The organism is Streptomyces sp. R818 (assembly GCF_056172735.1).
In genome coordinates this window covers 138,912-152,539 of the sequence record NZ_JAOCNE010000002.1, presented here as the reverse complement: position 1 = coordinate 152,539, position 13,628 = coordinate 138,912, and the positions used below count along the sequence as shown (strand labels likewise).

Here is a 13,628-nt window from a genome sequence, read left to right as displayed (position 1 = left end):
CCTCACGCTGCCACGTCGACGCCGGGCGCGCATGTCACCGGGGCGTCCGGCCGAACGTCCGGTCATGCCTCCGGGACGTTTCACCGCACCCCCTGCGGCAAGGCGCCGTGAGGACATGATCTTCACGAGCGCCCCGGCGGCACACGCACGCCGTCCGGTGGTGGACAGGAGGCCCAGGTGCGGGAGAACCGCCACATCGCCGGTACGAGCGCGGAGGCGGGCCGTGTGCGGCGGCGCGCGCTGATCACCGCGGGGGCCGCGAGTGCCGTCGCGGTGGCCGCCGGGTGCGGCACGTCCGACGCCCGGGACACCGGTGCGGGCTCCGCGCCGGGGACCTCGTCGAAGCCCGCCTCGCCCAGCTCGCGCTCCGCCTCGCCGCAGGCCACCCGCCACCGGCCCGAACTGCCGCGCGGCGGGCGCCGGATCTTCCCTGAGCACCGGCTCGTCGGCTACTGCGGGCTGCCCGGCGCCGCCGCCCTCGGCCGCCTCGGCACCGGCGACCTCGACGACCGTGTCGCGGAGATCGAACGGCGGGGCCGCGCCTACGCCGACGGCCGCACGGTCCTCCCGGTCCTGGAACTCCTGGCGGTCGTCGCCAACTCGAGCGCCGGGCCCGACGGCCTGTACCGCGGCCGCACCCCCGACGCCACGATCCGCACCTTCCACAAGGCCGCCCGCGACCACAAGGCGCTGCTCCTGCTGAACATCCAGCCGGGCCGCGCCTCCGTCCTCGACGAGGTGAAGGCCCTGCGGAAGTGGCTGGCCGAACCGGACGTCGGGATCGCCGTCGACCCGGAGTGGGAGATGGGCCCCGGTCAGGTGCCGGGCGACACCTACGGCCGCACGAGCGGCGCCGAACTCACCCGCATAGCCGCCTACCTGGCCTCCCTCGTGGAGGAACACGACCTGCCGGAGAAGGTGTTCGTCTACCACCAGGTCGCCGAGTCGGTCGTCCAGGACGAGCAGCGCCTGAAGATCCCCGACGGGGTGGCCGTCGTCAAGAGCGCCGACGGCATCGGCTCGCCGCACCTCAAGCGCGAGACCTGGCACCGGCTGGTCGACACGCTCCCGCCGCGCCTGCACACCGGGTTCAAGCTGTTCTTCGAGGAGGACGCGGAGGGCGGCAGCCGCCTCATGACACCGGACGAGGTCCTGGCCCTGACCCCGCGTCCGGGTTACGTCATGTACGAATGAGCCGCCGGTGCAGCCGGGTGAACGCCGCGCACACCCCCGGCAGGAGCACCGGCGGCACCAGAAGCAGCGCCAGGCCCAGGGGCAGGACCTCCATCAGCACACCGGTCACCCACACGTTGCCGTCGCTGAGCCGCAGCATCCCGAGCCCGGCGGGGTGGGCGAGCGGCCCGACCGCGTACATCGCCAGCCGTACGAGGACCACGGCGGCCACGGCCACCAGCGCGACCATGCCGAACGCACGCCACCGCGCGCGCCGGGTCAGCACCCAGGAGCGGTACAGGGCGGCGAACGGATTGCGGCCCCCGACGACCGTCTCGGCGGTCGCCACCGCCAGGCGGGAGTACAGCAGCAGGCCGAGGCCCGCCATGGCTGCCGGGAACAGCCAGTCCGTCCACGACTCGTCGGCGCGTGCCGCGCGGTACCCCGACAACCAGGCCGCCACGCCCGCGGCGCCCACCGCCAGCCAGGTCAGCCCGCTGACCACGAAGGCCGCGGGCAGGCGGCGACGGCTGCGCCGCCACAGCTCGCCGGCGGAGAGCGGGCCGGCACCGTCGTCGCGCGCGGCGTGCGACGCGGCGACCGCGTATGCGCCGAGCAGGACGGAGACGACCAGCACGGCGAGGACGAGGAACAGCGGCGTCACCATGAAGAAGACCCTGGCCAGCTCGGGCATCGAGCCGTCGGCGTAGGCGTAGTAGGAGTCCTCGTCGGCGATGCTGCGGTCCGCGTACTCCCGGACGCGTCCGAAGGTGTCCCAGGCGGCGGCGAAGGCGCCGGCCAGGATCGCGCAGCCGAGCACGGCCGTCAGGGCGGAGACCCGGAGGGTGAATCCGTACAGCGCGGCCGGCCGTCGTCCGTCGTGTCGCATGGGCTGGTCCGACCTCCGCACGGTTCCGGGTGACGGTGGTCAGGACGCCGTGCGGGGCGTGCGGGGTTCCCGGCGCCGGTTCAGGCCACGGGCGGCAGCGCCAGCCACTCCCGCCAGCTGAGGTCGCGGCCGATGCGGCGGGGCTTCCGGAACGGCCAGTCGGCGGCGATCCACCGCGGCACCAGCGCGTCGAGCGCCCGCTCCTCCGCGCTGCCGACGAGGTCGTCCACGACCCACCAGGAGATCTCGGCGTCGGCGCCGGTGCGCTCGGGCGGGTCGACGTAGACGCAGCCGAGGAGCTTCGTCTCGTCCTCGTCCAACAGGGCGTAGTTGAACGACTGGTGGGCCGCTATCTCCTTCTCGTGGCGCAGCAGGTCGATGCGGTCCTCGTCGTACGTCATCGTCGCCGCGGGCCAGCCCCAGGCGGGGCCGAAGATCTCCCACAGGCGCTCGCGCGAGCCCATGACGGCGGGGTAGTCGATCGGGGTGTCGGCCTCGCGGATGGGGCGCAGGTGCAGCGCGGTGGTGGGCACGGGGACGTGGACGGGGTGGACGAAATCGTCGGGCAGCCAGCTCATGAGGGGCGAGAGTACAGCCGAAGGCCCCGCGCACCGACTGGTTTTACCGGCGGTCCCGCAGCGGCGGCCGCCTCCCGCCAAGACGCCCGCCTCCGCGGTGGCCGGCCGCCTCCCGGGCGGCTCACCTCACGCCAGCACCTCATGGTTGGCCCAGGCGACCTTGTACGGGTGCCGCGCCTGCCAGTGAGCGATGACGTCGTGCAGGGCGGGCACGGTGAACGCCTTCGCGAGGGTGTCCATGTCGGCGACGGCGAACCGCACGACCACGGTCGCGATCAGGGCCGGGATCGCCTCCTCCCCGGGGACGGGCAGGTGGCGGCGGGCCGCGAAGGACTGGACGAGGCCGCTGTCGGCCATGACGCGTTCGATGTCCGCGAGGTACTGGTCGAGGTCGGAGTCGGGCGGGGTCTCGTCGAAGGAGACGATCATCGTGTGCTGGATCATGTGGCCATTCTTGGCCGCACCGACCCCGGCCGTCCAAGACCGGTCGGCCATCCGGCGATAACCTGTGGGCATGGATGAGCGAGACCCCTGGCCCCCGGACGAGCTGGAGACCCGCGAACTCCGCTACGTCGTCGCGGTCGCGGAGGAGCTGCACTTCGGCCGGGCCGCCGCCCGGCTGTCGATCGCGCAGCCGGCGCTGTCGAAGGCGGTCCGGCGCGTCGAGGCGCGGCTCGGTGTCCCGCTCTTCGTCCGCTCCAGCCGCCACGTCGAACTGACCCCGGCGGGTGAGGCGCTCCTCGAACACGGACGGCACGCGCTGAACGCGGTCGCCGCCGCCGTCCGCAGGGCCCGCGGCGCCGGTGACAGCCGGGCCCCGCTGCGGCTCGTGCTCAAGCCCGGCGGCGACGCGGGCCTGCTGTCCGGGCTGCTCGCCGCCTACGCGCAAGAGCCGGATGCCCGGCGGGTCGACATCCTGTTCAGCGGCCCGGCCGACCGGACCGACTTCCTGCGCGACGGACGGGCCGACGTGGGCCTGCTCCACACGCCGTTCGACGCCCTCGACGGACTCGACCACGAGCCGCTGCACACCGAGGGCCGGGTCGCCGTCGTCCCGGCCGGTCACCGGCTCGCCGGGCGCGCGGCCGTGCGGATGGCGGACCTGGAGGGCGAGACGCTGCCGCGTTGGCCGGGCGTACCGGGTGCGCCCGCGGGCGGCGGTACCGGCCCCGAGGTCGCCGACGTGGTCCAGCTCCTGCACATGATCACGACGGACCGGATGATCGCGGTACTGCCCCGCTCCCTGGTCGCACCGCTCCCGCCAGGCCTGGTCGCCGTACCGGTGGCCGACGCTCCGGCGAGCACCCTCGTCCTCGCGTGGAACGAGCGGGACCGCCGACCCGTGGTCGCCTCGTTCGTCGCGGCCGCGCAGAGACTGGGCGAGGAGAGCCCGGAGTGATCAGCGACACACTCGTACAGGCGTCCGGACAGGGTTGAGAGTCAAGATCGGGGACACCCCATAGCAGGATGTGCTGCGGGGGCGGTCGTAATCACTGGGGAGTGTCAGACCGCCCCCGCACCACTCTGTCCGGGCGCGGCCGTCGAGCCGCGCGGGGTGAGCGTCGGTCGCGGTACCGGGTGCGCCGGAACCCGCTCGCCCTCCAGGATGTCGTGGAGCGTACGGGCGACGTCGGCGCCGAAGGCGTGGATGTCATGGCTCATCGCGGAGAGCGTCGGGTGGGTGAGGCGGCACAGCTGCGAGTCGTCCCAGGCGAGCAGGGAGAGGTCGGCGGGGACACGGAACCCCATCTCGGCGGCGACCGAGAGTCCGGCGACCGCCATCAGGTCGTTGTCGTAGAGGATCGCCGTGGGGCGGCGCGCGGCGGTGAGCAGCGAGCGGGTGGCCCTGGCGCCCGACGCGCCGGAGAAGTCCGTGTCCACCTGCAGTCCGGCGCCGAGCCCGAGCCGGCCCATGGCCCTGGCGAACGCGGTGCGGCGGATCACGCTGTGCCCCAGCTCCGGTGAGCCGCCCACGCGGGCGATGGCGCGGTGCCCCAGCGCCGCGAGATAGCGCACCGCTTCGGCGACCGCCGTGGCGTCGTCGGTCCAGCGCGAGGTGAACGGCCGCGTCAGGGACGGGTGGCCGACCGCGACGGCCGGTATTCCGAGCCGGGCGAGGACGGGCCCGCGCGGATCGTGCTCGCGGAAGTCGACCAGGACCGAGCCCGCGATCCGCCGGGTCCGCCACCAATGGCTCTGCAGGGCGATCTCCTCGCCCACGGTCCGCACCAGGCGCAGGAGCACCGCGCCGCAGTGGTCCGAGACGACGCTCTCCAGACCCGACAGGAACTCCATGTAGAAGGGTTCCAGGCCGAGTTGGCGCGCGGGCCGCCGCACGACGAGGCCGATCGTGCCCGCGCCCTGCCGGTTGCGGGTCCCCGCCGCACGGTTCGACCGCCAGCCCAGGGCTTCGGCGGCGGCGAGGATGCGGGCCCGGGTCGCGTCGGAGACGCCCGGCCTGCCGTTGACGGCCAGGGAGACGGCGGCGCGGGAGACCCCGGCGCGGGCCGCGACGTCGTGGATGGTCACCCGCTGTTCACCCATACGGCCACCCGTCGCTCGTCCATGAGGCGCTCCCCATAGACCGGTTGAGTCGACAACTGCCCAGCTCGGCAGGAAAGGGACTCGGGAAAGCCCTTGCATTACTTGCATTTTACTTAACTTGCTCAACGCCTAGACAACGATGTCGGCGGTGTGCAAAGTGTCCCGCCAGCACGGTCTCCATCCACTCCCCCCTTGGAAGGGAACCCGTCCCCATGAGCACAGCTCTGCACAGAAAACCGCTGACACGGGCGCGCGGCCTCACGCTGCTCACCGCTCTTGTCGTCTCCGCTCTCGTGGCGCTGACGCTGGTACCCGACGCCGAGGCGTTCCCCAGCCGCTCCCGGCAGCAGGTGATCGACTACCTCAAGTCCATCAGCGGCTCGAACATCGTCTCCGGTCAGCACAACAAGGAACCGGCCAGCAACCCCGGCCAGTACACCCAGCAGGTCAAGGACATCACCGGCCAGTACCCGGGCCTGTGGGGCGGTGACCTGATGTTCAACGCCACGGACGTGGCGAACCGCCAGCGCGTGATCGACCAGGCGAAGACCGAGTGGAACAACGGCTCGCTGGTGACGCTGACCTGGCACGTCTGCCCGCCCACCCAGGGCAGCTCCTGTGCCTTCGAGGGCGGCGTCAAGTCGAGCATCAGCGACACCCAGTTCAACCAGATCGTCACCGACGGCACGTCGCTGAACACCGCGTGGAAGCGCCGCCTCGACGAAGCGGTGCCCTACCTCAACCAGCTGAAGAGCGCGGGCGTGCCCGTCCTCTTCCGTCCGCTGCACGAGATGAACGAGACGTGGAACTGGTGGGGCCACCGCCCCGGCGCCAACGGCAGCGCGAAGCTCTACAAAATCACGCACGACTACCTCGTCGGCAAGGGCCTGGACAACCTGATCTGGGTGTGGAACGTCCAGGACAACCCCGCGGGCGGCTGGTCGAACTACTACCCGGGCTCCGCTTACGTGGACGTCGTGTCCCTGGACGTCTGGTACAAGAGCTACCCCAGCTCGTCGGACTACTCGCAGATGCAGTCCATCGCGGCGGGCAAGCCGATCGCCCTCGCCGAGACGGGGAAGATCCCCACCGCCTCGCTGCTCGACAGCCAGACCCGCTGGGCCTACTTCATGATGTGGTCCGAGCAGTTGCGGGGCCAGAACAGCAACACCGAGATCCAGAACGGCTACTTCCACCCGCGCGTCCTCAACCAGGGTGAGGTGAAGCTGTAATACCACCGGAGGTCATCCGTGGATGACTGTGGCCCGTCCCCCGAGAGGGGCGGGCCAGAGTCATGTGTGCGGTCGGCCGGTCAGCCGCGTCGGGCGCGCGGCGCCGCCGTCGAGGCACGGGGTGTCAGCGACGGCATGGGCACCGGGTGGGACGTGACGGTCCTGCCCTCGATGAGGTCGAACAGCACACGGGTGACATCGGCGCCGAAGCCGTGCACGTCATGACTCATCGCCGACAGGGTCGGGTGGGTGAGCCGGCACAACTGCGAGTCGTCCCAGGCGAGCAGGGACAGCTCGTCCGGCACGGAGACACCCATCTCGGCGGCCACACCGAGCCCGGCCACCGCCATGATGTCGTTGTCGTAGACGATGGCGGTGGGCCGCTCCGCGCGCAGCAGCAGCGAGCGGGTGGCCCGCGCGCCCTCCTCACCCGCGAAGCCGGACGCCATCTGCAGCGTGCCGTCGAGCCCCAGCGACTCCAGGGTGCCGCGGAACGCCTCCTCGCGGATGGCGCTGTGGCCCAGGGCCTCCGGACCGCCGACCCGGCCGATCCTCCGGTGGCCGAGGGCGGCCAGGTAGCGCACCGCCTCGGCCATGGCGGTGGCGTCGTCGGTCCACACCGACGGGATGCCGCCCGTCAGATCGGGGTGGCCGACGGCGACCGCCGGCATACCCAGCTCCCTGAGCGGGCCGATGCGCGGGTCGTCCTGGTCGAAGTCGACGAGGACGGACCCGCCGATCTGCCGCTCGCGCCACCACGTCTGCTGCAGCTCGATCTCCTCCTCCCGGCTGCTGACCAGGCGGAGCAGCAGGGAGCACGAGCGCTCGGCGAGGACGGACTCGATGCCGGAGATGAACTCCATGTAGAACGGTTCGAGCCCGAGGAGCCGGGCCGGCCGGCAGATCGCCAGGCCGACCGTGTCCGTGTGCTGCCGGGACAGGCTGCGCGCCGAGGAGTTCGGCGCCCAGCCCATCTCCCGGGCCACCGCGAAGATCCGCTCCCGGGTCGCCTCGGAGAGCCCCGGTTTGTGGTTGAACGCGATGGAGACCGCGCCCTTGGAGACCCCGGCGGCGGCCGCGACGTCCTTGATGGTGACGCGCTGCGTGGGAGCGCTCACGCGGGTTCCACGCAGAAGAGGGCGGCCCGTACGGTGTTGGCGCCCGCGCCCCGCGTGCCGTGCACACGGATGCGGGTGGACTCACCGGGCAGCAGGGTGATCAGGCCGCGCTCGGCCCGGGCGTGCGGGTCGATGCGGTCGGCCTGGAGGAGCAGGTCGCGTACGAGAGTCTGGGCGGTCACCACGACATCGACTGTATCCCGCTCCTGGCCGACGGTCTCGACGGCGATGTCGAACCGGGGCTCCGGGTAGTCGAAGTCCTTGTCGCGTGCCTCGAAGTGCAGGGCGCGCAGCTCGTCGGCGTCGGCGACGAGGTACTCCTTGCCGGAGCCCGTGGCCGGGGTGACCTCCGGCGGCACGGGCAGCCGTACGGTCTCGCGCGGCCCTGCGCTCAGCCCGAGGGAGACGCGGGCGGCGAGGGTGCCGTCGGCGCGCATCAGGCGCAGCGTCACGTCGCAGCTCCACGGCGTGGGGCCCTGGTTGGACAGGACGAGTTCGGGGCCCTCGGCGCCGGGCTGCACGGTGAGCAGGCGGTCGGCGTAGAGGCGGCGCAGCTCGTGGTAGAGGGGCTTGAGGCGGCCGTCGCCGTCGATCGCGGCCCAGGAGCTGACCGGCCAGCAGTCGTTGATCTGCCAGACGACGGTGCCGGCGCAGCGCGGCCAGTTGGAACGCCAGTGCTCGATGCCGGTGGCGACGGCGCGGGCCTGGGTCACCTGGGTGAGGTAGTGCCAGCGGTCGAAGTCGCCCTCGGGCAGCGTGAAGTGGCGGGCGACGCCGCGGTTCAGCTTGCCGTTGCCGTCCTCGGCCTTCTGGTGGTGGAGCATGCCGGGCGAGTCGGGGGCCAGTTCCTCGCCGGGCAGGGCGCGGCGCAGGGTGGCCATGGCCGGGGGCGCCTGCCAGCCGAACTCGGAGACGAAGCGCGGCACGTCGGCGCGGTACTCGGTGAAGTCCTGCCGGTTCCACACCTCCCACGAGTGGTAGGTGCCGTGGTCGGCGTCGTTGGGGTGGTGGTCCCACGAGCCCGACCAGGGGCTGCCCGCCATGTAGGGGCGGGTGGGGTCGAGTTCGGCGACGACGCGGGGCAGCAGGCCGAGGTAGTAGCCCTCGCCCCAGGAGTCGCCCGCGAGCTGCTCCTCCCACTCCCAGTCGCGGAAGCCCCACAGGTTCTCGTTGTTGCCGTTCCAGGCGACGAGGCTGGCGTGCGGCATGAGGCGGACGACGTTGTCGCGGGCCTCGGCCTCGACCTCGCCGCGCAGCGGCTGCTCCTCGGGGTAGGCGGCGCAGGCGAAGAGGAAGTCCTGCCAGACCATGAGGCCGAGCTCGTCGCAGATATCGTAGAACGCCTCGTCCTCGTAGATGCCGCCGCCCCAGACGCGGACGAGGTCGACGTTGGCGGCGGCGGTCTGTTCGAGGCGGGTGCGGTAGCGCTCAGGGGTGATGCGGGAGGGCAGCACGTCGTCGGGGATCCAGTTGACGCCGCGCACGAAGATACGGGTGCCGTTGACGACGAAGGTGAATCCTGTGCCCTGCTCGTCGGCGGAGCGGTCGATCTCGATCGTGCGGAAGCCGACGCGCCGCTGCCAGGTGTCGAGCTGCCCGCCTTCGGCGGTGAGCGTCAACTCGACGTCGTAGAGCGGCTGTTCACCGTAGCCACGCGGCCACCACAGGTCGACGTCGGGGACGTCGAGGACGAGGGTGAGGCTCTCGCCGTCGGTCTCGGTGGTGGCCGTGATCCCGGCGACGGTGGCGTGTGCGGCGAGCCGGCGGCCGGCGCCGCCGGCGGTGCGCTCCAGGTCGACGCGGAGTTCCACGCGACCACGGGTGCCGTCCACGGTGACCAGCGGGCGGACCTGGGCGATGCGCGCGGTCGACCAGCGTTCGAGCCGGACCTGGCGCCACATGCCCGCGGTGACGACGGTCGGCCCCCAGTCCCAGCCGAAGCTGCACGCCATCTTGCGGATGTACTGGAACGGCTCGGGATAGGCGTTGGGCCGCTCCCCCGTCAGCGCCTTGACGGCGTTCGCCTCGTCGTAGGCGGAGTCGAAGGTGACGTCGAGCGCGCCGGAACGGCCCGTGACGTCGAAGCGGTAGGCGCGGTGCATGTTGCGGGTGCGCCCCAACTCCTCTCCGTCCAGGGCGATGCGGGCCACGGTGTCCAGGCCGTCGAAGACCAGGTCCGTGCGCTCGAAGGCGCCGGCCGCGGTCTCCTCGGCCGGCAGGTCCCGGCTGTAGGTCCACGCGCGGCGGCCCACCCAGGCGATGTACTGCTCGTTCCGCCCGATGAACGGGTCCGGAATCAGGTCGGCGGCGAGCAGGTCGGCGTGGACGCAGCCGGGGACCTGGGCGGCGATGCGCGTCCCTTCGTGCTCGAGACTCCATCCCTCGCTGAGCTGGGCGGTGGCCTTCATAGGGCGACTCCAATCGGACGGACGCGGGCCCGGGTTCGTATGAGACGTCCGCCAACCTAACCCCTGGTTCATTAACCGGTCTAGTCCTCGTTCAGTGGCGACGGCCCCACCCATCAGCCCTGGTGAAGCGCTTGCGCACACCGGTCCGCCTCAGAGCACGGTAACGATTGGGTATCGCGGCGGAAATCGAGGCTTTACCGGTTCATAGATGGCTGACATAGTCGCCGTCAGCCCGCTGGGCCTGAGCCGTGACCCTTGGAAGGAGTTGGGCACATGAGGACGAAGCCGCTGAGCGCGATGGCGCTGGCCGCCGCACTGCTGACCGTCGCGGGGTGCGGCGGCGGAGGGAGCTCCTCGGGGGAGGCGGCCGGCTCTCCCTCCGATCCCGCCAAGGTGTCGGGCACCATCACGGTGCTCACCAACCGCACCGACCTCGTGCAGGACGGCACGATGAAGAAGTACGCCGCCGAGTTCAAGAAGACGTACCCCAAGGTCGGCGTGAAGTTCCAGGGCATCACCGACTACGAGGGGGAGGTGAAGATCCGGATGAACACCGAGAACTACGGTGACGTCCTGCTGATCCCCGGCGCGATCGCCAAGGGCGACTACCCCAAGTTCTTCGCCCCGCTCGGCGACACCAAGGACATGGCCAAGAACTACCGCTTCACCGGCAAGACCGACGTCAAGGGGAAGACGTACGGCATAGCCAACTTCGGCACCGCCAACGGCTTCGTCTACAACAAGGCCGTCTGGAAGAAGGCCGGCATCGAGGAGTGGCCGACCAGCCCGGAGGAGTTCCTGGCCGACCTGAAGAAGGTCAAGGACAAGACCGGAGCCACCTACTACACCAACTTCAAGGACGGCTGGCCGCTCAGCGGCGCCTGGACCAACAACGTCGGCTCGGTCACGTGCGACGGCAAGGCGTGGGACGGGCTGGCCTCGGCCGACAAGCCGTGGCAGTCCGGCAGCGAGCTGAACACCGTCGACACGCTCCTCTACGACATCGTGCACGACAAGCTGGCGGAGAAGGACCCGACGACCACCAACTGGGAGGACTCCAAGACCCAGCTGGCCAAGGGCAGGATCAGCAGCATGATGCTCGGCTCCTGGGCCGTGAACCAGATGCGCGGCGCCGCGAAGGACGCCGGGGAGAACCCGGACGACATCGGCTTCATGCCGTTCCCCGCGCAGAAGAACGGCAAGTACTGCGCCACGCTCGTCTCCGACTACCAGCTCGCCGTGAACACGCACTCCGACCACAAGCCGGCCGCCCGCGCCTGGATCGACTGGTTCACCGAGAAGTCCGGCTTCGCCGCCAAGGAAGGTGGCGTCTCGGCGCTCACCTCCATCAGCTTCCCCGAGGTCCTGAAGCCCTTCCAGGACAACGATGTCACCCTCATCGAGCGCTCCGAGGCCAAGACGGAGCAGGTCAACGCGATCGACGACGCCGCCGAGATCGGTCTGTCCAAGCCCGACTACCGGCAGAAGCTGATCGACATCGCCCGCGGCGCCCAGAAGGGGTCCCTCCAGGACTACTTCGCCGACCTGGACAAGCGCTGGGCCGAAGCGGCCTCGGTCGCGGGGAACTGAACCACCCGCGCACCGAACCACCCGCGCACGCGCACGGGGCCCGCGCTCTCCGTCCGGGCCGGGCCCCGTCCGCCAGTCGCCCAGTCGCTCGTCCTGCTCGTCGCGGACCATGAAAGGGCCGTCCCGCATGACCCACACCACTTCGAAAGCGCCACCGGCACCGGGGCGGCGCGCCGCACCCGCCCGGGGCCGCTCCCGCCGCAGCGCCCCGCCCGCACGGTCCTGGCGCGACCACCCGATCCGCAAAGTCACCCCGTGGCTGTTCCTGATCGCGCCGCTCGCGCTGCTCGTCACGTTCACCTACGTGCCCGTGGGCAACATGATCTACTACAGCTTCACGGACTGGGACGGCGTCAGCCCCGACCGGAACTACACGGGGTTCGACAACTACACGCAGCTGTTCACGCGCCCCGAGCTGTTCCGCGTCTTCTTCGTCAGCTTCTACTACCTGGCCGCGTCGGCCGTGCAGATCGTGATCGCGCTGTACTTCGCGACGCTCCTCAGCTTCGACCTGCGCTTCCGCAACTTCTTCAAGGGGATCCTCTTTTTCCCCTACCTGATCAACGGCGTCGCCATCGGCTTCGTCTTCCTCTACTTCTTCCAGGACGGCGGCACGCTCGACTCGGTCCTCTCCTGGTTCGGCGCCGGCTCCGACCACGCCTGGCTCGGCGACCCCGAGTCGGCCAACACCTCGCTCGCCGGGGTCTCCGTCTGGCGGTTCACCGGTCTGAACTTCGTGCTCTTCCTCGGCGCGATCCAGTCGATCCCCGGTGAGCTGTACGAGGCCGCGCAGCTCGACGGGGCGAGCCGCTGGCAGCAGTTCCGGCACATCATCGCGCCGGGCATCCGGCCGGTGCTGAGCCTCAGCGTCATCCTGGCGATCTCCGGCTCGCTCGCCGTCTTCGAGATCCCGTACATCATGACCGGCGGCGCGACCGGCACGTCGACCTTCGTCATCCAGACGGTCAAACTCGCCTTCCAGTTCAACAAGACGGGCCTGGCCTCGGCCTGCGCCGTCGTGCTGCTGCTGATCATCCTGGTCGTCACCTGGATCCAGCGGCGGCTCGTGCCCGACGACAAGGTGGACCTCGTATGACCACGCTCACCACGGACGAACGGCCCACCGCGCGCGGCGGCCGGTTCCGCTTCTCCACGGCGCTGAGCTACCTGTCGCTCGTCGTCGCCTCGCTCGTCGTCCTCGTCCCCCTGGTCGTCATCTTCCTGACCTCGCTCAAGACGTCGCGGGAGGTGGCCGACGGCGGCGCGCTCAGCCTGCCGCACGACTGGTTCAACCTGTCCAACTACGCCACCGCGTTCACCGACGGACACATGCTCACGGCGTTCGGGAACACGGCGTTCATCCTGCTGTTCTCCATCACCGGGACCGTGCTCATCGGCTCCATGACGGCGTACGCCATCGACCGCTTCGAGTTCCGGTTCAAGAAGACGGTGATGGCCCTGTTCCTCATCGCCACCCTGGTCCCCGGCGTGACGACCCAGGTCGCGACCTTCCAGGTCGTCAACAGCTTCGGCCTGGTGGACACGCGGTGGGCGCCGATCCTGCTGTACATGGGCACGGACATCGTGTCGATCTACATCTTCCTGCAGTTCATCCGGGGTATTCCGGTCTCGCTCGACGAGGCGGCCCGGCTGGACGGAGCCAACACCTTCACCATCTACCGGAAGATCATCCTGCCGCTGCTCAAGCCGGCGATCGCGACGGTCGTCATCGTCAAGGGCATCACGACGTACAACGACTTCTACATCCCGTTCCTCTACATGCCCTCCGAGGACAAGGGGACGATCTCGACGGCCCTCTTCCGCTTCAAGGGGCCGTTCGGCGCGCACTGGGAGGCGATCTCCGCCGGGGCGATCCTGGTGATCCTTCCGACGCTGCTCGTCTTCCTCTTCCTGCAGCGCTACATCTACAACGGGTTCGCGCAGGGGGCCACCAAGTAGGTGAAGTGGAGGAGCGGAAGCGGAAGTTGACACGTGGAGTTTCCGCGAACGGGTTGTGTTGAACGTGTGAGCGAATCAGGATGGGGGCGCCTCCCACGCTTCGCGCTCCTCCTGCCCGCCCGCACCCTCCCTCCCTC

General features: G+C 70.6%; 12 protein-coding genes. 6 read left to right on the top strand and 6 right to left on the bottom strand.

The genetic code is table 11. The features are described 5' to 3' along the window. Nucleotides 1-177: 177 nt before the first annotated feature. Nucleotides 178-1,194: a hypothetical protein gene (locus tag N5I75_RS03435; protein ID WP_476674123.1), complete on the top strand. Its 1,017-nt coding sequence runs from the start codon at nt 178-180 to the stop codon at nt 1,192-1,194. Here the strand turns inward: N5I75_RS03435 and N5I75_RS03430 are convergent. From N5I75_RS03430 to N5I75_RS03420, 3 genes are all read right to left on the bottom strand, one after another. After that, nucleotides 1,181-2,062 (bottom strand): hypothetical protein, encoded by an 882-nt coding sequence (locus N5I75_RS03430; RefSeq protein ID WP_476674121.1) that lies wholly within the window; start codon nt 2,060-2,062, stop codon nt 1,181-1,183. The two genes, N5I75_RS03435 and N5I75_RS03430, sit on opposite strands and share 14 nt — an antisense overlap. A gap of 80 nt (nt 2,063-2,142) precedes the next feature. After that, the gene (locus N5I75_RS03425; RefSeq protein ID WP_476674119.1) at nt 2,143-2,640 is read right to left on the bottom strand and encodes a GNAT family N-acetyltransferase; all 498 of its coding nucleotides are present in this window, start codon (nt 2,638-2,640) and stop codon (nt 2,143-2,145) included. A gap of 126 nt (nt 2,641-2,766) precedes the next feature. Further along, nucleotides 2,767-3,084 (bottom strand): hypothetical protein, encoded by a 318-nt coding sequence (locus N5I75_RS03420; RefSeq protein ID WP_476674117.1) that lies wholly within the window; start codon nt 3,082-3,084, stop codon nt 2,767-2,769. Nucleotides 3,085-3,154: 70 nt separating this feature from the next. Here N5I75_RS03420 and N5I75_RS03415 point away from each other — a divergent pair, with 70 nt between their 5' ends. Continuing rightward, nucleotides 3,155-4,039 (top strand): LysR family transcriptional regulator, encoded by an 885-nt coding sequence (locus N5I75_RS03415; RefSeq protein ID WP_476674115.1) that lies wholly within the window; start codon nt 3,155-3,157, stop codon nt 4,037-4,039. Nucleotides 4,040-4,143: 104 nt separating this feature from the next. Here the strand turns inward: N5I75_RS03415 and N5I75_RS03410 are convergent, their stop codons facing one another. Next, nucleotides 4,144-5,184, bottom strand: coding sequence for a LacI family DNA-binding transcriptional regulator (locus N5I75_RS03410; RefSeq protein ID WP_476674113.1), 1,041 nt, complete (start codon nt 5,182-5,184; stop codon nt 4,144-4,146). Between the two features lie 212 nt (nt 5,185-5,396). On the opposite strand from N5I75_RS03410, the gene N5I75_RS03405 reads away from it, so the two are divergent. Beyond that, entirely contained in the window at nt 5,397-6,416 is a 1,020-nt protein-coding gene (locus N5I75_RS03405) for a glycosyl hydrolase (RefSeq protein WP_476674111.1), read from the top strand. An 80-nt stretch (nt 6,417-6,496) separates the two neighbouring features. On the opposite strand, the gene N5I75_RS03400 is transcribed toward N5I75_RS03405, so the two are convergent. Both N5I75_RS03400 and N5I75_RS03395 read right to left on the bottom strand, forming a co-directional pair. Continuing rightward, nucleotides 6,497-7,534, bottom strand: a complete 1,038-nt coding sequence (locus tag N5I75_RS03400) for a LacI family DNA-binding transcriptional regulator (RefSeq protein WP_476674109.1) — start codon at nt 7,532-7,534, stop codon at nt 6,497-6,499. Next, a complete protein-coding gene (locus N5I75_RS03395) occupies nt 7,531-9,942 on the bottom strand; it encodes a glycoside hydrolase family 2 protein (protein ID WP_476674107.1) in 2,412 nt (803 codons plus the stop codon). Before N5I75_RS03395 ends, N5I75_RS03400 begins: the two co-directional genes overlap by 4 nt. A 273-nt stretch (nt 9,943-10,215) precedes the next feature. On the opposite strand from N5I75_RS03395, the gene N5I75_RS03390 reads away from it, so the two are divergent. From N5I75_RS03390 to N5I75_RS03380, 3 genes are all read left to right on the top strand, one after another. After that, complete coding sequence (locus tag N5I75_RS03390; RefSeq protein ID WP_476674105.1) at nt 10,216-11,532, top strand: ABC transporter substrate-binding protein; 1,317 nt, start codon at nt 10,216-10,218, stop codon at nt 11,530-11,532. 127 nt (nt 11,533-11,659) lie between these two features. Next, nucleotides 11,660-12,628 carry a carbohydrate ABC transporter permease gene (locus N5I75_RS03385; protein WP_476674103.1) on the top strand — a complete coding sequence of 323 codons (969 nt, stop codon included), beginning with the start codon at nt 11,660-11,662 and terminating at the stop codon, nt 12,626-12,628. After that, a complete protein-coding gene (locus N5I75_RS03380) occupies nt 12,625-13,491 on the top strand; it encodes a carbohydrate ABC transporter permease (protein WP_476674101.1) in 867 nt (288 codons plus the stop codon). The genes N5I75_RS03385 and N5I75_RS03380 overlap by 4 nt, the downstream gene beginning before the upstream one ends. Nucleotides 13,492-13,628: the final 137 nt, after the last annotated feature.